General features: G+C 46.2%; 17 protein-coding genes. 16 read left to right on the top strand and 1 reads right to left on the bottom strand.

Features of this window, described 5'->3' with window-relative positions:
* Window positions 1-344 precede the first annotated feature (344 nt).
* The 16 genes from ACQW03_RS00500 to ACQW03_RS00425 all read left to right on the top strand — a co-directional run bounded on the left by ACQW03_RS00500 (window position 345) and on the right by ACQW03_RS00425 (window position 20,427).
* Window positions 345-1,754, top strand: a complete 1,410-nt coding sequence (locus ACQW03_RS00500; protein ID WP_441947796.1) for a discoidin domain-containing protein — start codon at window positions 345-347, stop codon at window positions 1,752-1,754.
* A gap of 250 nt (window positions 1,755-2,004) precedes the next feature.
* A complete protein-coding gene (locus tag ACQW03_RS00495) occupies window positions 2,005-2,940 on the top strand; it encodes an ArsR family transcriptional regulator (protein WP_071640715.1) in 936 nt (311 codons plus the stop codon).
* A 202-nt stretch (window positions 2,941-3,142) separates the two neighbouring features.
* Window positions 3,143-4,864: an ABC transporter substrate-binding protein gene (locus tag ACQW03_RS00490; protein WP_441947794.1), complete on the top strand. Its 1,722-nt coding sequence runs from the start codon at window positions 3,143-3,145 to the stop codon at window positions 4,862-4,864.
* Window positions 4,865-4,971: 107 nt separating this feature from the next.
* The gene (locus ACQW03_RS00485) at window positions 4,972-5,925 is read left to right on the top strand and encodes an ABC transporter permease (protein ID WP_023988364.1); all 954 of its coding nucleotides are present in this window, start codon (window positions 4,972-4,974) and stop codon (window positions 5,923-5,925) included.
* A 15-nt stretch (window positions 5,926-5,940) separates the two neighbouring features.
* Window positions 5,941-6,867 (top strand): oligopeptide ABC transporter permease, encoded by a 927-nt coding sequence (opp4C, locus tag ACQW03_RS00480; protein ID WP_069079650.1) that lies wholly within the window; start codon window positions 5,941-5,943, stop codon window positions 6,865-6,867.
* A gap of 13 nt (window positions 6,868-6,880) precedes the next feature.
* The gene (locus ACQW03_RS00475; protein WP_441947791.1) at window positions 6,881-7,864 is read left to right on the top strand and encodes an ABC transporter ATP-binding protein; all 984 of its coding nucleotides are present in this window, start codon (window positions 6,881-6,883) and stop codon (window positions 7,862-7,864) included.
* Entirely contained in the window at window positions 7,857-8,825 is a 969-nt protein-coding gene (locus ACQW03_RS00470) for an ABC transporter ATP-binding protein (protein WP_053325319.1), read from the top strand. The genes ACQW03_RS00475 and ACQW03_RS00470 overlap by 8 nt, the downstream gene beginning before the upstream one ends.
* Window positions 8,826-9,087: 262 nt before the next feature.
* Window positions 9,088-9,357, top strand: a complete 270-nt coding sequence (rpsN, locus tag ACQW03_RS00465) for a 30S ribosomal protein S14 (RefSeq protein ID WP_028542369.1) — start codon at window positions 9,088-9,090, stop codon at window positions 9,355-9,357.
* A gap of 258 nt (window positions 9,358-9,615) precedes the next feature.
* Entirely contained in the window at window positions 9,616-10,608 is a 993-nt protein-coding gene (locus ACQW03_RS00460; RefSeq protein ID WP_023988369.1) for a cation diffusion facilitator family transporter, read from the top strand.
* 208 nt (window positions 10,609-10,816) lie between these two features.
* Entirely contained in the window at window positions 10,817-12,721 is a 1,905-nt protein-coding gene (locus ACQW03_RS00455; RefSeq protein ID WP_441947788.1) for a hypothetical protein, read from the top strand.
* Between the two features lie 28 nt (window positions 12,722-12,749).
* Window positions 12,750-14,660, top strand: a complete 1,911-nt coding sequence (locus ACQW03_RS00450; RefSeq protein WP_441947786.1) for a glycosyl hydrolase — start codon at window positions 12,750-12,752, stop codon at window positions 14,658-14,660.
* Between the two features lie 56 nt (window positions 14,661-14,716).
* Window positions 14,717-15,859 carry a glycoside hydrolase family 88 protein gene (locus ACQW03_RS00445; RefSeq protein ID WP_071640723.1) on the top strand — a complete coding sequence of 381 codons (1,143 nt, stop codon included), beginning with the start codon at window positions 14,717-14,719 and terminating at the stop codon, window positions 15,857-15,859.
* Between the two features lie 392 nt (window positions 15,860-16,251).
* Window positions 16,252-16,770 (top strand): RDD family protein, encoded by a 519-nt coding sequence (locus ACQW03_RS00440; RefSeq protein ID WP_441947784.1) that lies wholly within the window; start codon window positions 16,252-16,254, stop codon window positions 16,768-16,770.
* A 100-nt stretch (window positions 16,771-16,870) separates the two neighbouring features.
* Window positions 16,871-17,875, top strand: a complete 1,005-nt coding sequence (locus ACQW03_RS00435) for an ABC transporter substrate-binding protein (RefSeq protein ID WP_441947782.1) — start codon at window positions 16,871-16,873, stop codon at window positions 17,873-17,875.
* Between the two features lie 291 nt (window positions 17,876-18,166).
* Window positions 18,167-20,134: an ATP-dependent DNA helicase gene (locus tag ACQW03_RS00430; protein WP_441947780.1), complete on the top strand. Its 1,968-nt coding sequence runs from the start codon at window positions 18,167-18,169 to the stop codon at window positions 20,132-20,134.
* A complete protein-coding gene (locus tag ACQW03_RS00425; RefSeq protein WP_013310098.1) occupies window positions 20,128-20,427 on the top strand; it encodes a DUF6509 family protein in 300 nt (99 codons plus the stop codon). The genes ACQW03_RS00430 and ACQW03_RS00425 overlap by 7 nt, the downstream gene beginning before the upstream one ends.
* Window positions 20,428-20,545: 118 nt before the next feature.
* Here ACQW03_RS00425 and ACQW03_RS00420 read toward each other — a convergent pair whose 3' ends face one another.
* A complete protein-coding gene (locus tag ACQW03_RS00420) occupies window positions 20,546-20,908 on the bottom strand; it encodes a hypothetical protein (protein WP_104495489.1) in 363 nt (120 codons plus the stop codon).
* Window positions 20,909-21,038 lie beyond the last annotated feature (130 nt).

Below are 21,038 nucleotides of genomic sequence, written 5' to 3'. Positions count from 1 at the left end.
GATTATAAATAGAGCCGTTTGTTCCAAAATCAAATTCTGTGGTGGAATTGATTTAGTGAATAAACGGTTTTTTCATTTTATAAAATACCAGTTTTGTGCATGCAAAGGGTATATATATTCCAATATACGATTAAAATGACTAATTTAAATTATTAAGGAAAATATTGACGATGCAAAAATCCAGTGATAATATGATTTGTGATTATTTACAAAAAACGACAAGGAGGATTGATAGTGTACTCTTGATCTCCTAGATTAGTTCGCAAACACGAAAAGAGAGGTGATAGAGATAGTCGTTTCAAGAACACTATTGCAATAATACAAATGGATATGGAGGTACATACATGTTGAACAGAAAAGGAATGATGATGGCTTCTTTTTCAGTAGTCATTGCTAGTTCATTACTGATAGGAAACGCTAGTTTTGTATCAGCGGATTCTCATCTAAACGGGAATTCTGTGGTTGCGGCAACGGGTGATTCGACGTTAGCTGATATGCCGCCCTATCTCAAATCCTCAGTGGAATGGGTTTGGAAGAATAGGATGTTGACTGAAGGCTCAACTGCTCGTAACAACACGATTTTTGATCAAATTGATGCGGGAAAAGGGGCAATCAATTACGTTGTGCGCTGGCAATCTTCTAAGCCCGTTACACTGCAACAACGCCAAGATATTGCTAGAATGCTAGGTCGCCAGATGAATCATTGGACGGAGCATCTCAAAGGATATGATGGCTGGCCCTATCAAGATATTAAAGTAAAAGTGGTAGGGTGGGCTGTTGCTGATCCTTCACTATTACTGGACAAGCAACCTGACGAGGTCGTTTATACGGATACGACTACAGATGAGTTAGCTTCCGAAAAACCTGAAATTCCCGCTGTACTCCCGGTTGCGCCGGCAGCCTTGTCCAGATATGAGCACTATTGGGACCCGTACTATTCGTATCCGGGTGGATATGATAAACGCTTTGATATGTATTTGTGGGTAACCGAAAATTTTGTAGGAGGAACCGGTCAGGATTGGGGTCAACGTGTGAATGATGATTACCTTTTTAGCACTTTAAACTCGGATGAGATTGAAATCACGGAACATGAAATTGGGCATGGATTTGGCTTAACTGATTTTTATGAAGAACACGAGCGTCCACCGGGTGGATTCCCAACCAACACCATTATGTGGGCTGGTGATTCCGATCATATCACAGACTGGGATATCTGGATGCTGCGTTATACCTGGAGTCAGCTCAAAAAAGATACTTCTCGTTTCCTTAATACGACTAGAGGTGATGAGGGTCCCATCGATACATCACCTGATGAAAACGTAAACATTGCACCAGCTGCAACGGTCAGCACTTCCTATACTTCATCTTGGGAAGATATAAGCGCACTCCATGATGGATTTGATCCAACCAGCTCTAATGATCGAAGTCATGCCGTGTACGGCAATTGGCCTGAGACAGGTACACAATGGGTCCAATATGATTTTGATCAGGAATATACGGTATCCCAAACGGAAATCTATTGGTTTAAAGATGGCGGTGGCATTGATGTTCCTAAGTCTTACAAGATTAAGTATTGGAATGGTCGTAGCTGGTCCAATGTCAAGCAGGCTAATGGATTGGGTACTTCGGCAGACCAGTATAATACGACTACTTTTACGCCTGTAAAAACAGCGAAATTGAGAATTGAAATGGTATCCAAAGGTTCAGCATCCACAGGGATATTAGAGTGGAAAGTAGCAGCTAACAAACATTAAACATCATACTATTTGTCCAGAGGTTGTCTCCTACAATATTTGTGGGAGACAACCTTTTCTAATTCATAGCTGATCAGTTAGAGTCTGATGAGATCAGGCTTTTTTTGCGCCTTGATTATGGCGTTTGTTTCCTTCATATTTGTATCTATGTTTTGCTAAATTCTCGTATGAATGGATCACTAAGAATGAACGGGTGTACGATAGTATGTATAATGGACATCAGACATGAAAGAAAAGAGGACAGAAAGCGATGAGTCACGACGTGAATGCTCCTTACGATGTACATGTAGCATATGGACCGGTTTTTGAGCTGCTTAGCAGCTTACACACCTTTATTTGCCGCAAGGCTTACAAGAAGACCGATTTATCAGCCGGGTGGGCGGAGCAAGTGCGTGGAACGCTGTCCCCAGGTTTGTCCAAATTGCTGGAGTCCATGGAAATCAATGCAGATTGGAAGGTTATTTATGGACTCGTCTGTATGCTTTCTGATCATGGGAACGTTAAAGAGGTCGTAGACCGTCTGGAGAACCGGACTGTACAGGAATTAAACGAACTGGCATCAGCCCATGGGATCGAGCTGCCTGACGATATGGAGAAGCTTCGTAAACTTGCTTTGCAACTGCTATCTGGCTGGGACGAGGAGTATTTTCGCCATGTGGATACGAGTATTCTAAGCGGTCTGGAACAGGAAGCTGAACGGAGAAATAAGGAGAAGGGCGTATATAGCACTATGGAGTGGGTAGATCGTACCACTAATGGCTTCCGGTTCGAGCCTTCCAAAGGACTGACGCGGGTGTTGCTGGTGCCTCAATACCATTTTCAGCCGATTAATATCATTTATCGATTTGGGTCGCTCCTGTTGTGCCATTATTCGGCAGGGATTTATGTTCAGGAGGATGATTTTTTATCCCCGCAGGAATATCGAATGATCCGAAGTTTGGGGGAGAAGAGCAGGCTTAAGATTTTAAAATATTTGTATCAAAGCCAATCTCCACGAACCTTTATTGAGATTGTCCGTCATCTCAAGCTGTCCAAGGGAATCACCCACGACCATATTTTCAAACTCCGGGCCTCTGGCTTCATCCATGCACATTTTGATGGCGAAACATTACTCGGATATAGCGCACGGCTTTCGGCTGTGGATGAAATGCATCGGAGCATTCTTGGCTATATGGAGCGAAATTAGGTTGCACGCACCAGTTAGACTTTAACACTTTAAACAAATAGACGTCGATCATTTGGAATCCAGATGAGTTGGCGTCTATTTTTTTACATAAAAAATGGAGTTCTCTCTTTACAGAACCGGAATAGATTCCTATAATGAGATTTATCTTATTAATTACAACTTGTTCGATCGGAATTTACTAAATTAACTCGGGGGGATTATTTTGAAAAAGGGAATTATTCTACTCAGCAGTCTACTTCTGGCAAGTTCTACCTTATTAGCAGCTTGCTCTAGTGGTGGATCAGATAGCGCTAATGATGCTACTTCGCAAAATAGTGATGTCGCACAGACAGCCGCTACAGCGCAGCCATTAACAAGTCTGGTACAAGCTTCAGATTTATCCAAATTGCCGGAAGTGTCCAAAAAGAGAAGCGACACGATTATTGTTGGTCTGACTGACCCAGCCGGGGTGTTTACTCCGTATTTTAACCAAAGCGGCTATGACGGCAATGTGATTTCGCAGTTGTGGACTCCGCTGGTCACGGTAGACGAGAAGGGGCTTCCGCTGCCCAATCTGGCTAAGAGCTGGGATATTTCCAAGGATAATCTAACGTACACGTTTCATCTGGTTCCCGGTACAAAATTCAGTGATGGCTCTCCTTTGACAGCAGAGGATGTCGCTTTTACCTGGACGTTGATCTATGACAAAGCCTATCCTGGTGACAGCCAAATCCGAAAGCTGAACATTAAAGGCGGCAAAGACTATACGGAAGGCAAGGCAAAACAAATTGAAGGAATCAAGGTGATTGATGCGCAGACCATTTCTGCGACATTGGAAAAACCAAACGCGCTGGCTCTGCAGATTCTGGGTGACTATGTACTGTCCAAAGCCTACTACGGCAAGGATTACAAGTTCGGAGAGCTGGATTATTTTAAAAATTTACATAGTAGCCCTCTGGGAAATGGGGCTTATAAGTTGGAAAAGTTCATTCCAGGGCAAGAAGTTCGACTGGAGGCGAATGATCACTTTTTCAAAGGCAAACCGAAAACACAGCATTTCATTTACAAAACAGCAGAAGGCGACGCTTGGCAATTCATAGAAACAGGCGATACCGATTTTGCTCAATTCACCGCAACTCAGGAAAATATCGACAAACTAAAAGGGCTTGGCTTTTTAAACATTTTGCCGTATACCCCTAGCACTTATGGATATTTGCAAGTAAATCTTGAAAATGAAAAGCTTAAGGATAAAAAGGTTCGTCAAGCATTGACCTATGGACTGGATCGGAAAAGCATTTATGTCGACGCAGCTCAGGGAGCAGGGGCGGTCGCAAACATTCCAGCTTCCCCAATATTCTGGTCTTACACGACCGATGGAATCAATCCATACAACTACGACCCAGAGCAAGCGAAAAAGCTGCTGGATGAAGCGGGCTGGGCAGAAGGTAGTGACGGCATCCGTGAGAAAAACGGTCAGAAGCTGACCATTCACCTGCTGACCTCTAAACGTCCAGAAACAGACACCTTTATTGCGCTTGCGGCTGAAAATTACAAAGCGATTGGCGTTGACCTACAGCCGGAAATCTTTGCAGACTTTAATGCCATGGTCGCCAAAGTAGAAGGTAAGGATTATGATCTTGCCGCCTTCTCGACAGGCATGCTGACAGATCCATCAGATGGAATCGAGCAATTCGTCAATGGAGAAGTCAAGGGATATAACAATCCAAAGGTAAAAGAGCTATATGAAAAAGGCTTGTCTACGACGAATATGGAAGAACGTAAGAAAATATATCAAGAATTATATGTGCTGCTAAACGATGAACTGCCCGCTATTTTTACCAACTATAAGAAGACGGTATATGCCTACAATGGTCGGATGGAACATGTAAAGGTCAGTCCGTTCATTGGCTTGTCTGGTAATCTGTTCGAATGGTCCCTTAAATAAGCCACATTTGCGGGCCCCTTGTGAAGAACATCAGGTTCGGATCAAGGGGCCTCCCAAATGGGGAAAACGTAGTGAGTAGCCTGACCTTGAATTGAAAGGAGTCTGTCATGAGCTCGTTTTTAACGAAAAGACTGACGTATATGGTTATTATTTTGTTGGCCGCTTCGATGATGATTTTTTTCCTGTATGCCATGACACCGGGAGATTTCATTAGCGGCAATCTGAAGCTGTCGCCAGAGAGAAAGGCGGAGCTGAGGGAAATTTACGGCCTGAATAAGCCTATTCTTGAACGCTATGGAAATTGGCTGGGCAATGCGCTGCATGGAAATTTTGGTTATTCGCTTGCCCAGCAGAAGCCGGTGCTGACCTTATTTAATGAGTATATCTGGAACTCGTTTTTGCTGGCCGTTGTATCGACCTTCCTGACCTGGTTTATCGCGGTCATTATCGGTGTGGTTGCTGCTTATAAGCAGTATTCATGGTTTGATACTTTGGTAATGGTGGTGATTTTCGCTGCCATGTCTGTGCCCTCATTTTTTATCGGGTTGTATCTGATTAAAATCGCAGCGGTTGACCTGAAGTGGTTGCCACCCGGTGGCATGCTTAATACGGGGAGTAACGCTACAGGTATGGAGTATGTGAAGGAGGTTCTCCAGCATATGACCTTGCCAGTGATCGTTATGACGCTGCTGGGACTGGGGTCGTTGACCCGCTACTTCCGTAGCAATATGATCGACGTGATCCAGCAGGATTATATACGCACAGCCCGTGCAAAGGGATTAAAGGAAAGAAAGGTACTTTTTACGCACGCATTGAGAAATGCATTGCTGCCTGCCATTACGCTCGTTGGCTTCGAATTACCTGCGCTGTTTGGCGGGTCCCTGATTATTGAAAAGATTTTTAATTGGCCAGGAATCGGTCAGTTGTACATGCAATCCTTTTCGCTCCGGGATTATCCGCTACTTATGGGCTTTACGATGCTGATTGCCATATTGAGCGTTATCGGGACACTGTTGTCCGATATTTTGTATCGCATCGCGGACCCGCGTGTGAAAGTGTAAGAAGGGGGCTAAGGAATGTCATCCGTGAGCAGTAATTTGAGCAAGAGCAACGGCAGACTGCGAACAACTGTTAAATCTTCAATGTGGCAGCAAGCGCTCCGGCAGCTGTTCAGAAACAAGCTTGCTATGGCTGGTCTGCTTGTCGTGGTATTTATGTTTTTGCTCTGTTTTATCGGTCCGCTATTTTCTCCTTATTCCGATAATAAAACAAATATATTAATGATGAACAAGGCGCCAAATATCCATCACTGGTTAGGAACAGACAAGCTGGGGCGGGATGTGCTGACACGTGTGATGCAGGCAGGTCAAATTTCTCTTACTGTGGGTTTGGCTTCAATGGTATTGTCAGTCTTTTTGGGGGCTACGCTGGGGGTCATATCCGCATATTTTCGCGGGATTGCGGATCAGATTATTATGCGCGTTGCTGATTTGCTGCTGACGATTCCCAGTTTGCCCCTACTATTTATTATGGGCGCGCTGCTATCTGACTGGAAGGTTCCACCCGATCAACGGATGTATATTGTCATGCTGATGCTTAGTCTGGTCAACTGGCCGGGGATTGCACGGATGGTGAGGGGCCAGATGCTTAGTTTGCGGGAACGTGAATTTATGCAAGCCGCGACGGTACTGGGACTCTCGAATCGTCGAAAGCTGTTCAAGCATCTGCTGCCGAATATTTTACCGTTATTGATCGTTATCGCTACATTGAATATTGGCGGAGCTATCTTGAGTGAATCTGTACTCAGCTTCTTTGGCCTTGGCGTGCTGCCCACGACACCGACTTGGGGCAACATGATTGATGCCGCTAACAATGTGCTGGATTTTCAGCAACGACCGTGGTTGTGGATACCGCCAGGCCTGTCTATTTTTGCTACAGTCATCGCTATTAATATTTTTGGTGACGGGCTGAGGGATGTACTTGACCCGAAACATAAGAGGTAGGTGATCATACACCATGGACAATTTACTTTCTATTGAACATTTAAGCACTCATTTTTATACAGAAGAAGGAACGGTTAAAGCGGTGGATGATATCAGCTTCCGTGTGAAGCCGGGGGAAACGGTATGCATTGTCGGTGAATCGGGATGCGGCAAAAGTATTACCGCGATGTCCATCATGGGTCTGATCCAGAGTCCCGGTGGTAAAGTGGCAGGCGGAAGCATCCGCTTTGAGGAAACCGATCTGCTAGAGCTTAGCAGAAATAAGATGCGCACGATTCGCGGACATGAAATATCCATGATCTTTCAGGAGCCGATGTCTTCATTGAATCCGGTCATGACCATTGGTGAACAGCTATCCGAACCACTGATTGAGCATTTGAAAATAGGCCGTAAGGAAGCTCGTAAGCGAGCACTGGAGCTGATCGAACAGGTCGGTATATCCCGGCCGGAGCAGATTTTAAAAAGTTATCCGCATGAGCTGAGCGGGGGGATGCTGCAGCGAATTATGATTGCGATTGCTGTTTCTTGTGGTCCCAAGCTGCTTATCGCGGATGAGCCAACCACGGCGCTGGATGTAACGATTCAGGCGCAAATCCTGGATATGCTGCGTGAATTTAAAGCCCGATCCAATATGTCGCTCATGCTAATCACCCATGATCTGGGTGTTGTCGCCGAAATGGCTGATTACGTCATTGTGATGTATGCAGGCAAGATCGTCGAGGAAGGCGAAGTGGTACAGCTGTTTAATCATCCCAAGCATCCTTATACACAAGGGTTACTAAAATCCAAACCGGTGCTTAATCAGCGCCAAGATGAACTGTATTCCATTCCCGGGCAGGTACCTAATCCGCTGGAGCTGACGACTTCCTGTTATTTTCATGACCGCTGTGGGCAGTGCATGGACATTTGTCGTGTAAAGGAGCCTACATTAAAAGAAGTTTCAGCTCAGCAGAAAGCATCCTGCTGGTTATATGAGGAGGCGGTTGTTCATGGCTGAGCCATTGTTGGAAATAGACCGCTTAAAAACGTACTTTCCGGTGAAGTCCGGGTTTATGAACCGTACTTCAGGACATGTGCGGGCGGTAGACGATATCAGCTTTACGATCCGTCAGGGTGAAACCTTCGGATTGGTAGGGGAATCGGGGAGCGGTAAAAGCACGGTGGGCCGCACGATTGTTAGATTGACGGATAAAACGGACGGTACCGTAAAATACAAAGGGGTGGATCTCCATAGCTTGTCTGCCAAAGGGATGCAGGAACTTCGTCCCAAAATTCAGCTGATCTTTCAAGACCCATATAGCTCGCTGAATCCGCGTGTACGGATTGGTGATGCCATTGGTGAGGCGCTACTGGATCACGGTATAGCAACGAAGGAGGAGGTCCGGCAGATTGTGCTGGACGTGCTCAAGCTATGTGGATTGTCAGAGTATCATATCGACCGTTTTCCCCATGAATTTTCGGGAGGTCAACGCCAACGGATCGGCATTGCCCGAGCGCTGGCGCTTCAGCCGGATCTAATTATCGCTGATGAGCCGGTATCAGCGCTGGATGTGTCCATACAGGCGCAGATTATTAACCTATTCGCCAAATTGCAGGCTGAACGGGGTCTGACATATTTGTTCATTTCGCATGATTTGAGCGTGGTGGAACATTTGTGTTCCCGTATTGGCGTGATGTATTTAGGCTCCATGGTCGAAACGGCATCGCGTGACGAGCTATTCGGGAATCCATTGCATCCGTATACGAAGGCGTTGCTGTCGGCTGTACCTATTCCGGTGCCGAAGCTGAAGAGAGAACGCATTTTGCTCAAGGGGGATATTCCAAGTCCGGTTAACCCTCCTTCAGGCTGCAAGTTCCATACCCGCTGTCCGTTTGCAATCGACCGTTGCTCCAAAGAGATTCCACTCTATCGTGAGGCTCGTCCAGATCATTGGGTAGCTTGCCATTTGGCTGAATGAACAAAGTCAGTCAGCAAATTTTAAAGCCGTTGAAACGACAGACCGTTCACAAGAGTGAAGGGGGCTGCTGTTTCAACGGCTTTTTAATGTCGTGATTCAAACCGCTTGGGTTGACAACACACCTGGAGCAGCGTTATATTAAGTATTAATCGTAATGATTACTATTTAAGCTATAAAATCATGTCCATATCCGTGTTCATCAATCTCGCGGTAGTGATGGTGAACCTTCATGATTGGCATATATCACAAGGAGGAGCTTTACATGGCCAAGAAGTCAAAAGTCGTAAAAGAGAAGAAACGCCAGGAAATTGTAGCTAAATATGCGGACCTGAGACGTGAATTGAAAGCAAAAGGGGACTACGAAGCTTTGCAAAAGCTTCCGCGTGACTCATCTCCAACCCGCCTGAAAAGCCGATGCGAGCTGACAGGCAGACCTAGAGGATACTTGCGCAAATTCAAGCTGTCTCGTATCGCGTTCCGCGAGTTGGCACATAAAGGCCAAATTCCAGGAATTACGAAATCAAGCTGGTAAACAGCACTTATGTCGATCGTCAACGCATGGAGATTATCTGTGTTGTTAACCTGAGGATATGTCTGATAGAAGGTTGTAACGGGAATGCTTCATGTCGTAGGGGGACATGGGGCATTCCTTTTCCATGGAAAATATTATCGTTTGTATTGATTCTCCTCAGATGGTTAGGTAGAATATGGACGGGTTAAAAATATACATAACAAACGATTACATAATGTGGATATATCAGATTATGTATACCTCAGGAGGAGCTACAAGATGGAAGTGAAACAGAGAGAGGACTCCTTTTGGAGTATGGTCAAAAAAGGAAACAAATCCTCGGGCTCGGCTGCGTTAGGTAATACCGGCATTGCTCTTATTAAGGGGATTGCTTTTGCCTTGACAGGCAGCGGCTCTATGTTTGCTACGATGATGCACTCCATTGCGGATGCAGTGAATCAAATGTTTGTATTCGCGGGCAGTGTATTGGCAGAGAAAAAACCGACAAAACGCTTTCCTACCGGCTTTGGACGAGTGATCAACCTGTTTTGTATGGTTGCCGTTATTGTCGTAACGATTATGGCCTATGAAACCGCATTGGAAGGCATTCATTTGCTGCAGCATCCGGCTGAATCTACACATGGATTTTGGATTAATGTAGTAGTGCTGATTTTGTCACTAGTGGTGGACGGATTTGTATGGAGCAAAGCGATGAAAGAAGTGCTGCATGAATCCAGAGTAGAAGCGAAGGGGCTAAGCATTTTCACCACTGCGTTCCGCCATGTGGGGCGTGCTGCACCGCCAACCCGGCTGGTGTTTTATGAAGATTTGGTAGCAACAACGGGTGGAGTACTTGCTCTGCTAGCAGTAGTGGTTACATCGCTGACAGATTTTAAACTGCTGGACGGAATTTCGAGTATACTCATCGGTTGTCTGATGGTCGGTGTTGCTTTTCGGGTCGGTTACGACAACATGGTAGGTTTGATCGGTGTATCTGCTCCTCCTGATATCGAAGAACGTGTGGCTTCCATTATTCTAGCAGATACACATGTAACGGATATTTATCAAATGCGTATTTTACAGGAGGGACGCTACTATCACGTGGAAGGGTTGATTGAGCTTACACCGGGCATGACGCTGGCAGATGCTGACGATATTAAATTTAGAGTCGAGGACGCTTTGCTACGTGATCCTAATATCTCAGATGCAGCATTGGGTATTCTGGAAGATGACGGGATTAGAAAGTGGAAACAAGAGAAACCCACAGTTTAGAAAAAATGATCAAAGCGAATCTGGACGGGGATTGGCCAATAGTGTAAAACAAGAACTTCCATGACCACGGCAACGGGGCATCGAGGTTCTTTTATTTTTTCTCAATTGTTTTACTACCCCTTTGAATTTAGGATGATTGTTAGATACAATGAAAGCGTTAACAAAAAAAGAAGGTGAAACAAATGCTTCTCATGGGGAGGAAATGCAAATGAGTCTTCTGAGGGAGGCTTGGCCTGCTTCGCGGCTCGTTAAGGCGCTGGCTGGCGGCATGCAGGATTCAGTAAGGCAACGGTTAAGGAGTAATTGGACAAAAAGGCTGCGGACGACTGTCTCTGAGCCGATATACGCCGAGCTTTGGATAGATATTGAGCGTGTCTGTAAAGATAATCGGGAAGCATCATGGCCTGAACTGCCGTTGTCTCTGTTTCGGGAATTTGCTAATACAGGAGAGCGCAAGCCGTATGAGGATGTGTACTTTGAACGGCGTGGACGACTGGTTGCTATAGTGCTGGAAGCTGTTGTTAAGCCGGAGCCTCGAAAGATGAAAGAGGTGGAAAGCGGTCTGCTGGACATATGCAGTGAGTACACATGGGCGCTTCCTGCACATGTCAATGAAGAGGACACAGTAACCCCGCCTTGGCAGCAGGTGGATTTGTTCGCGTCCGAAACAGCACAAACGCTGGTTGAAATTTTATTGCTGCTAGGAGAACAACTGGCTAGCCATGTGGTCGCTCAGGTGCATGAAGAGATCGAACGTCGTGTGCTGGAACCCGTTTTTTGGAAGCCTCGTCATTTTGGATGGGAAACCGCAGATCATAATTGGTCGGCAGTATGTGCTTCCGGTTGCGGAATTGCAGCATTGCTGCTGGTAGAAGACGACTTTTCCAGAGCGGTAGCCATCGAAAGTATGCTGGGCACGCTGGATTGTTTTTTGGCAGGCTACAGAGAGGACGGGGGATGTCCCGAAGGCGTAGGTTACTGGGTATACGGCTTTGGTTATTTTACTTATTTTGCCGATATGCTGCGTGAGTTTACCGAGGGAGCTGTGGATATTCTGAACTCGGAAAAGGTTAGGCAAATCGCATCCTTTGCAGAGCGGGTTCATCTGTCGAATGGCATTTTCGCTAATTATTCGGACAGTAGTGAAACTGAACGATTGCCTTCCGGACTCATCTCTCATTTGAATTCATTGCAAGAACGACCATCTACACTCCCTTTCCGCGTACCTGGTCTATTGGAAGACCCCTGTCGCCGCTGGGCTCATGTATTGCGCAACCTGGTCTGGACGAATCCTCTGGCATTCGGGAGCGGTGAGACCGTTACCAATTATTTACCGCAACTCGGTTGGCTGATGTGCCGCAGCCGCAGTTCCAGCCATAGTGGACTCGGAAGCCAAAAGGGTGAACCAGGTGTCATGCTTGCATTTTCAGCGAAGGCTGGGCATAACAATGAACCGCACAATCATAACGATCTTGGACATTTCATCCTTCATGGCGGTGGCGAAAATATATTGTGTGATCTGGGAGCAGGCCTGTACACGAAAGCCTATTTTTCATCGGGACGAGAGTCGATTATCAATATCTCCTCCGGCGGTCATTCCGTGCCTGTCATCAATGGGACTATGCAGCAATCGGGCACACAGGCAAAGGCAGTTGTGCTGGATATTGCTTTGGATGAGCAGGAGAAGATACAGACGGGCACAAGGCTTAAGCTTGATTTGACATCTGCTTATCCTGTAGAAGAATTGGAGGTCTTCACCCGCTCCTTTACATGGAATGTGCTGGAGGGAAACGAGGGGGCAAGGCTTACCGTCACCGATCATTTTGAGTTTGAAACGTCTGGCGTGAGCATGAAGTCATGGGATGTGGAGGAGGTTTTCATCAGCCGTATTCAGCCTAATCTGGGAGCAGGCTTCGTGGAATGGAAGGGAGCGAACGCAGTCGTCAGGCTAGATTATGATGCCGGCGTGCTGCGGGCGGGGTTGGAGGCGGTGAAGCACATAGATCATGACGGAGCTCCCTTTGTGTTTTATAAAACATCGCTGCAACTGGACTCCAATCAATGGAACGGTTCTGCAAGCGTAGATTGCAATCTGTTTTTTACCATACATTAATTTTCATTTTGAATGGGAGGCAGACAGGATGAATAAGCTGCAGACAGGCAGCGTGTACCCTTGGCAGACGGAGCTGGAGAGATTTATAAAACAGGTGGAAAGCGCGCCAAATCGAGTGAATGACGGATGGACTCACCAACATAAGCTGGCTGTGCTGGAAAAGCTGGTTCGCGCATATGCCCTGCATCAGGATGATACCGGAGCTATCATTGACCCCCATTCTGAAAGTGAACGGTACTACTCCACCCCCTCCTATGCGTTGGCTGCGGCTGTGTTGGTCAAAGAAGGCCGGCATGATTTACTGGAATCTGCTGCTGCGGCCTTGACGCATAGCATAGCTTGTGTAGTGGAGGAAAAAGCGCCAGATCACCACCCAGACTTTTTTCCAATTATGATGATGGGAGCGTATCGGCTCCTTAAAAATCTGCTGCCAGAACAAGCCATGGCATGGAAGCAGCAACTGAGCAGAATTCAGCCGGAGCAGACCTACATTTTTACGATGAGCAAAATGAAAAATCCGAACCGGATGATCAACTGGAATGCGATTATGATTTCCGGCGAGTTTTTGCGTGCAACGGAAGGAATTGCAGCCGATTCGGAATGGATGGAGACGTATATCCGCAGCTACCATTTGCCTCGTTTTACCGGGTTGGGCCTGTATCAGGATGGTCCGTTGGATCGGCCCAATAGCCCATTTGCCTACGATATCGTTACACGTTTTCATCTGGGCGTGATGCTGGAGAACGGATATGATGGCAGCTGCGCACTCGAACTGCGTGACCACCTTCGCAGGGGGGCGCTCAGCACATTACTGGCGCTATCCCCGCACGGGGAAATTCCGCCGCGTGGAAGAAGCGCCCAGCATCAGTGGAACGAAGCGGCGGCGGCCTTTGTCTTTACAACACATGCTCAGCAGGCTATTACAGCAGGAGAGCATGGGCTCGCAGGTGCGTTCCGACGGGCAGCAGATCTATGCTGGCAAGCGATTAGTCGCTGGCAGACGGATGACGGCAAGCTACATATCGTCCGCAACCATTATTCGTCCGAGGCACGACATGGCTTTGAGGTGTACTCAAATCATACCTGCTACAGTCTGTGGACGGTGGCTGTGCTGGCCCACACCCTTCTATATGGGGAGGAGATGGATCACATTTCTCCAACCTTCATCCCGGCGGAGATCGGCAGCCGGGTGTTGGAAACGGATGGCTGGTTCCAGACTGTCATTGCAGCCGTAGACGGGCAGCAAATGCTTGTGCAAACATCGGTCAACGACCCGTACAATGTTCCGGGCATCGTGCGTATTCAGCAGTCTGCGCTGCCGTCGCTGATCGGTCCGTCCTCAGCAGGTCATGCAGACCGCGGCTTTACAGGCTTCGCGGAGGGAGATATTTTCCCGCTGAGCTATACCCCCGCCTGGCAAACGGAGGACGGAAAGTGGCACAGCTTGTCGGAAGGCATTCCCGGTACGATGGAGTTCGATCGGGATGGAGGGATTGACCCGCAGGATGGTGGAGGAACCGTACAGATGGAACAAAGCTCAGCGTTTGACGGAGCAACGGATTTTACACTCCTGTGGGAAGGCCCCTTCCCGGGAGTGAGGGAAATCCGAACGCATTATCGTCAGGTACCGGGCAAAATTGAAGTGGCGTATGAGCTTCAAGGCAATATTCAGAATGTAGGGGCACTTATTCCCCTAATGGCGTACGACGGTCGGGAGCGCAGCGTTATTCATCATGTCATGTCAGCTGGGAAAGAAACGGAAAGCATTCGAGTAGAATACGCAGGTGCAAGCCTTGAAGTCATCCCGACGACGGATGGAACGAACGTGGTTTGGCCGGAAGAACTAGCTTCTGTGGCCTGTCGGAATGGTTTACTTAAGGGAGCGCGTCTGGAATGTGAAGGTAATCGCATTTCCTTTATCATTCGGTTACCTGAATAGATAGAGCTGGAGCCATAAATATGGTTTAACATGTGGAAAAAGGAGAGGAAAAAGAAATGACGAAATCAGAAGCGTGGCTGGAGCAATCGTGGGAGCTGGCTTTGGATAAGACGCTTGCCTTGGCGGCAAGACTGGGGGACGCTTTTCCACATGTTGCTGAGGATGGACGTTATGATAATCGTGAAGAAGCGTGGTGGACAGCAGGTTTTTATCCGGGACTGCTATGGCTAGCCAATAGGGCGCGTCCTGACAGTGTGGCCGCCGGGATTGCACAGCGGTGCGAGGGTCGTTTGGAAAAAATACTCTATAATAGCGAAGCTGTAGACCATGATCTTGGCTTTATTTGGCTGCTCAGCGGCGTGGCCGCCCATCGATTGAACGGAGATTCTGATTCCAAAAGACGTGGGTTATTAGCTGCCAATCTGCTGGCTGCCCGTTTTAACGTGAATGGCCGTTTTATTCGCGCGTGGAACTTCCCCTCGAAGGACATGGATACACGGGGCGTTGCGATTATAGATAGTATGATGAATCTACCTTTGCTTTATTGGGCTTCGGAGGAAAGCGGAGATCCGCGTTTTGCCGCTCTCGCTGTGCAGCATGCAGATACCATAGCACGTGAATTTGTCCGTTCGGACGGTTCTATCGCACATGTGATCGAATTCGATCCGGAGATTGGAAAAAAGGTAGCCGAGCATGGCGGACAGGGATTTGCTCCCGGTTCTGCCTGGGCACGTGGCACGGCTTGGGCTCTGTATGGTTTTACGCTTTCGTATGGGTACACGCGCGATTCGCGTTATTTGAAGGTGGCCGAGAACACAGCTGATTTTTTCCTATCCCAGCTGGGCGATGCTTGCCTGCCTGTGTGGGATTTTAGAGCAGAAGAAGAGCACCGCGGGGCATGGGATTCATCGGCGGCGGCAATTGCGGCCAGTGGTTTGCTGGAGCTGGCAAAATATTCGATGCGTGCAGAGCATTTTACAGAAGCTGCAGCATCTATCCTCGAGGGCTTGCATCATACGTGTACGGCGTGGGGCGAGGAGCATGAGGGATTGCTGATGAACGGGACCGTACATTATCCTGAACAAAAATACATCAACGTTCCCATTATCTATGGCGATTATTTCTTTGTCGAGGCATTGGCAAAGCTGCGCGGTGAAGAAGGTTTGTTTAGTGTTGAATGCAAAAAATATAGTGTATAAGCGTGCAAGAACGAACTCATATTTAATTGTCCTATAATTTGTCAGATTTACGGAATGAATTGTAAGACAGCGTGTGTGTAATTTCATTTACATATACGCTGTTTTTTTATGCATGAAAAGGCTGGATTTATTTCGATGCCAAAGTACTACTAATAGGGGGTTAAGAGATTGTGGCTGCGCCTATTTTGTACCCAATCAGAGAAAAATCATTGTACATAAGCTCTTAACTCCTATGAAAAATTTCATTTTGATGCATGGAAATAGGTCCTTTTACTTGTTTAAGAGTATTTGCTCGTAAATTGACAATATAGGTGGGTAACCGTATGATATCTTCTTGGATAAAGGAATAAACTGGATTTTAAATATCATTTGCAAAAGGAGTTATACATATCATGACAGCATCAAGCGATTGTACAAAAAGAATATACGGAGGATTTTGGATAAGAACGGCAGCGTTTGTGATTGATCTGATCATCCTTACTGCCATAGTCCTTTTAGTAGGGGGCGCAATTTACATTATCCCAGATCTTCTGGGCATAAAGGAGACGGGTTTCATACAAGTACTGCTTATGTTGTGGCCGCTGATCTTATGGCTCGTAGTGCCATGGTTGTACTGTGTGTTATGGGAATCATCGAAGGTAAAAGCAACACCAGGTAAGCTTATGTTTTCTCTAATTGTAGTGAACAAGGAAGGAAAGCGGCTTGAATTCTGGCACGCTTCCGGGCGTTACTGGATTAAAGCTATTACTTTTATGTTTGTTCATATTATTTATATTGTGGTCGCTTTTACTGCGAAGAAACAGGGAGTCCACGATCTTTGTACCAACACCTTTGTTGTGAATAAAAAAGAGTTGCAACGACATGAGCAACAATTGCCCTTCCCTCCAGTAGCTTCTAATATCATGAATTAAGGAAATTTCCGTTGCAGAAGATGGGTCTATTATGTAATATTAAGTCAATGATAATGATTATCATTTTCTATAGACTATATAACTTGGAGGATACATCCATATGCTACATGTAAAAAAATCGACCAAACTCCCTATACTGGCGGGAGCACTGCTCATTATAGCCGTTGTACTATCAGCTTGTAGCTCTCAAGGAAATGTTGCCCAAACTTCCCCTACAGCAGGACAGGCTGCAAACAGCACGGTTCAAAAGGAAGAGGCATCAACAACGTCGACCACCCGAGAATATACAGACTCTCAAAAACGTAAAGTAACGATTCCGGTAAATCCACAGCGGATCGTTTATGTAGGCAGTGATCCGGGGGATTTGCTTGCCTTGGGTGTACGTCCAGCAGGTGCGAGTCTGAGTGTCATTCAGTCACAAATTGTGTACGCGGACCTTACCAAGGATATTACCGATGTAGGCTACCCGGTGAATCTGGAAAAAGTGACGATGCTGAAACCGGACCTTATTCTTCACGACAATTGGGATGAAAAGGCGATTGATACGTTAGCTAAAATTGCACCTACCGTGGCTCTCAATTCCGAACAGGCAACTTTTGAACGTATGCAGGAGCTAGGTAAACTTCTTGGAAAAACTAAAGAGGCAGACCAATTCAAAACCTTATATGACGAGAAGGCCAAACAAATGAAGGCCAAGCTGGATGTTGACATTAAGCCAGGAGAGACAGCGACAGTGCTGTTAGTTATGGGTAAAAACCTGTATGTTATGGGACATCAGGGTGCATCGGTGTCCTTGTATGATGTGCTTGGCTTTAAACCGGCTCCCAAGGTACAAACAGACCTGATTGATAAAAAAGAGCGTTTTGCTGCCATTTCTAACGAGGTGCTTCCTGCATTTATCGGGGATGAACTATTTATTCTGTCGGATCAGAGTAAAGAAACAGTTGCAGTTACTAATAATCTGATGAACAGTGAAATATGGAAGACCATTCCCGCCGTTCAAAACAAACGGGTATACACGCTCGACAGCTCATGGAATTTTGATGATGCCATCACGAGAGAACGGCTTCTTGAACAAATTCCAGATCTGATGAAGCAAAAGTAAACATGGAACCGGCCAGTGCCTGAAAGCATTAGCTGGTTTCTTTGTTTTCTCATTATGCTATGAATACTTCCCTTGCTTAACCTATCTCTTATCAAGCTTTCTCCACCAAATCCTTCGCCAAATCCTCCTCGTAGCGTACTCACACAAACGAACCCTGATGTCCTTTATTTATAGAATTTCATGGAGAAATAAAAAATGTAAGCTGTTCTTACAGTTTTCATGTTCTTTTTAGCTTGTTTTGCGTTATAATGAAAGGATGCACATTATGAACGAATTGGAGGCACAGCCCGATTGACTACTTACCCTTTTGCCTTTGATCCGTCCAAGCCGTTTATTGAGCAGGCAAGTGACTGGATTGCGGATGTATTTTATGAAGTTTTGCCTGAAGTCGGCTTTGAGGTTCGGGATGAACAAATTTATATGGCATTCCAGCTAGAGCGTGCCTATAAGGAAAAAAAGACCATTTTTGCAGAAGCAGGTGTGGGCACTGGTAAAACGCTGGTATACCTGCTGTACGCTATTGCATATGCCCGATACATGAGAAAACCGGCGATTATCGCCTGTGCGGATGAATCGTTAATTGAACAATTGGTAAAGCCGGAAGGGGATATCGCCAAGCTGGTACGGCATTTGAGTCTGACGATTGATGCCAGATTGGGGAAGTCGCCGGATCAGTATATTTGCCTGAATAAGCTGGATGAGGTGCGAGGGGGACTGGATGAGGACGCAGATGTTTTCCGGGATATTTATCAGGAACTGCCGGATTTTGTTCATTTTCCAGATACGTTACAGTCCTTCACTCCTTACGGAAATCGGAAGGAGTATCCCGAGCTAACAGATGGACAGTGGAGCAGACTCGGATGGGATGTATTTCAAGACTGTCTCGTTTGCCATCAGCGCCATCGTTGCGGTCAGACGTTGTCTCGTGATCATTACCGCAAGGCGGCAGATCTGGTCATTTGCTCTCATGACTTTTATATGGAGCATGTATGGACCTACGAAGCGAGAAAGCGCGAGGGTCAGCTGCCGTTGCTGCCGGAGCACAGCTCTGTCGTCTTTGACGAAGGGCATCTGCTGGAGACAGCGGCACAAAATGCACTTACCTACAAGCTTAAGCACGCTCAGTTTGAGTCTATTATTACCCGACTTCTCGAGGGGGAAGTGCGAGAATCTTTGGCAATGACGATCGAAGATGCGATCTCCCAAAGTGAGGCTTTGTTCGCTGCGCTTGATAAGAACAGTCAGCCTGTACAGGGTTCTAATCGCAAGGAGTTCATCCTGAATGAGTCACTAATTCGAGAGGTAAACCGCTTTGGTGAACTGATCGGAACGATTGAGGAAGAGCTTGTATTTGAAAGCGGGCTATTCTCTTTGGATGAGTATCAAGTCAAAATTGTGGAAGAACATTTGGAAATGATTCAAACCGCATTGGCTTTGTTTAAGCGTCCTGAACTTCTCATTTCGTGGGTGATGGAGGATCAGGATGGATTAACGCTTGTGGTTATGCCGAAGATGGTAAAAGAGATTCTCAAAGAACGAGTATTTGCGCAGCATATACCAATCGTATTCTCTTCAGCTACACTTTCCGTAGAGAGCTCTTTTGACTATATGGCGCAGAGTCTCGGTATTGAAAATCCACTAACGTTTTCTGTTGCTTCACCTTATGACTACAGCGATCAGATGCAAGCTGCACTGTACCCGTTGCAAGCGGGGCATGATCCAATCCAGAGAGCGCTGGCACTGCTGGAGAAATCGCAGGGAAGAGCGCTTATCCTGTTTCCTTCACAGGAGGAATTGGCTGCATTCAAGAAGGATCTCGTTGCTTACCCGGAGGCATCAGCCTATCGTTTTCTGTACGAAGGTTCGGCTGAAATCAGCCATCTGATCTCAGCTTTTCAGAATGATGAGGAAAGTGTGTTGTGCGCTGTTACATTATGGGAAGGATTGGATATTCCTGGACCTTCTCTGTCGCACGTCATTATCTGGTCACTACCATTTCCTCCGAATGATCCGGTTTTTACGGCTCTGCGCAAGGATGCAGCAGATCCGTTTATTCAGATAGATATGCCTCACATGGCACTTAGACTCAGACAAGGCATAGGGCGTTTAATTCGCTCGCGTAATGATCGAGGCTGGATATCCATCATGGGCCAGGATTTGAGTCGTCAAGAAGTACGCACACAAGTTGAACAACTACTGCCTGCGGGCGTAGAATGCACCGTAATTGAAGGAAACCCGGAGGGAATAAAAACATGTTGAATTTTACAACGTACACAGTAGATCAGATTAAAGATGCTTTTGGTATTTTGACTGGACAGCGTTATGAATTTATCATTGATGTAGAGGTAGAGGAGGACGACGAGCTATACACTGAAAACGGACTGTATATCCGTTGTCTTTATTTAGTAGACGAAGAAAAGACGGGACTGCTAAAGTATGAATTAATTGAAAAAGTAACGAATCGTTACATTGATCTTGAACTTGAAGATGATGAGCTGCAAGCTGTTGAGAACTTCTGTAAAGAACATGTACAGGATGAAACAGTGAAGTAACAGTATAGAACACTTAGCTAGCACAGTTGGTGTATAGCTAACATATAATGAAGATATCAAGGAGTCCTGACTGATCAGGCTCCTTTTTTTATGGTCAAATGAAGAGAACTTATTTGCTCTAGCGCAGTCTATCCCACACATTCACCATAAACAGCATAGTCCCCCCCGCGAGTAACACCCACCCTATGGCGATCCAAACTCCAGCCTCTGGAACCTCGTGATTTTCACCTATAATCGCCAATATCAACACAGGCAGACCGATATTATGCATCCAAAAATGGATATGTGCCAGAATAGTAACTGAAAGTGCAGGAAAGTTCACATAGATCAGACCTATAATTCCAAGTGCAATCCAACCCAACAAATGGATATGAAACTGAACATTGGACAGGCTGTAATCACCCGACAAGCCAATAATTACACTAAGCAGCACACTGAGGGCAAAATATACGGCAGCTATCTTCAGAAATTGCTTTCCCATATATGAACTCCTCCTTATGTTGCACGGGGATATTTTGTAACATCTTCTCTATCATATCGAGCAAGCAGGCAGGGTGTGAGGGTATTGTGACTGGTCCATTTGACAAAAGCTTCAAATACACATAAAATCT

The organism is Paenibacillus sp. DRB1-1, assembly GCF_052119485.1.
GTDB classification, from domain to species: domain Bacteria; phylum Bacillota; class Bacilli; order Paenibacillales; family Paenibacillaceae; genus Paenibacillus; species Paenibacillus polymyxa_B.
The sequence above is the reverse complement of the archived record's forward strand: the minus strand, read 5'-3'. Positions and strand labels throughout refer to the sequence as shown.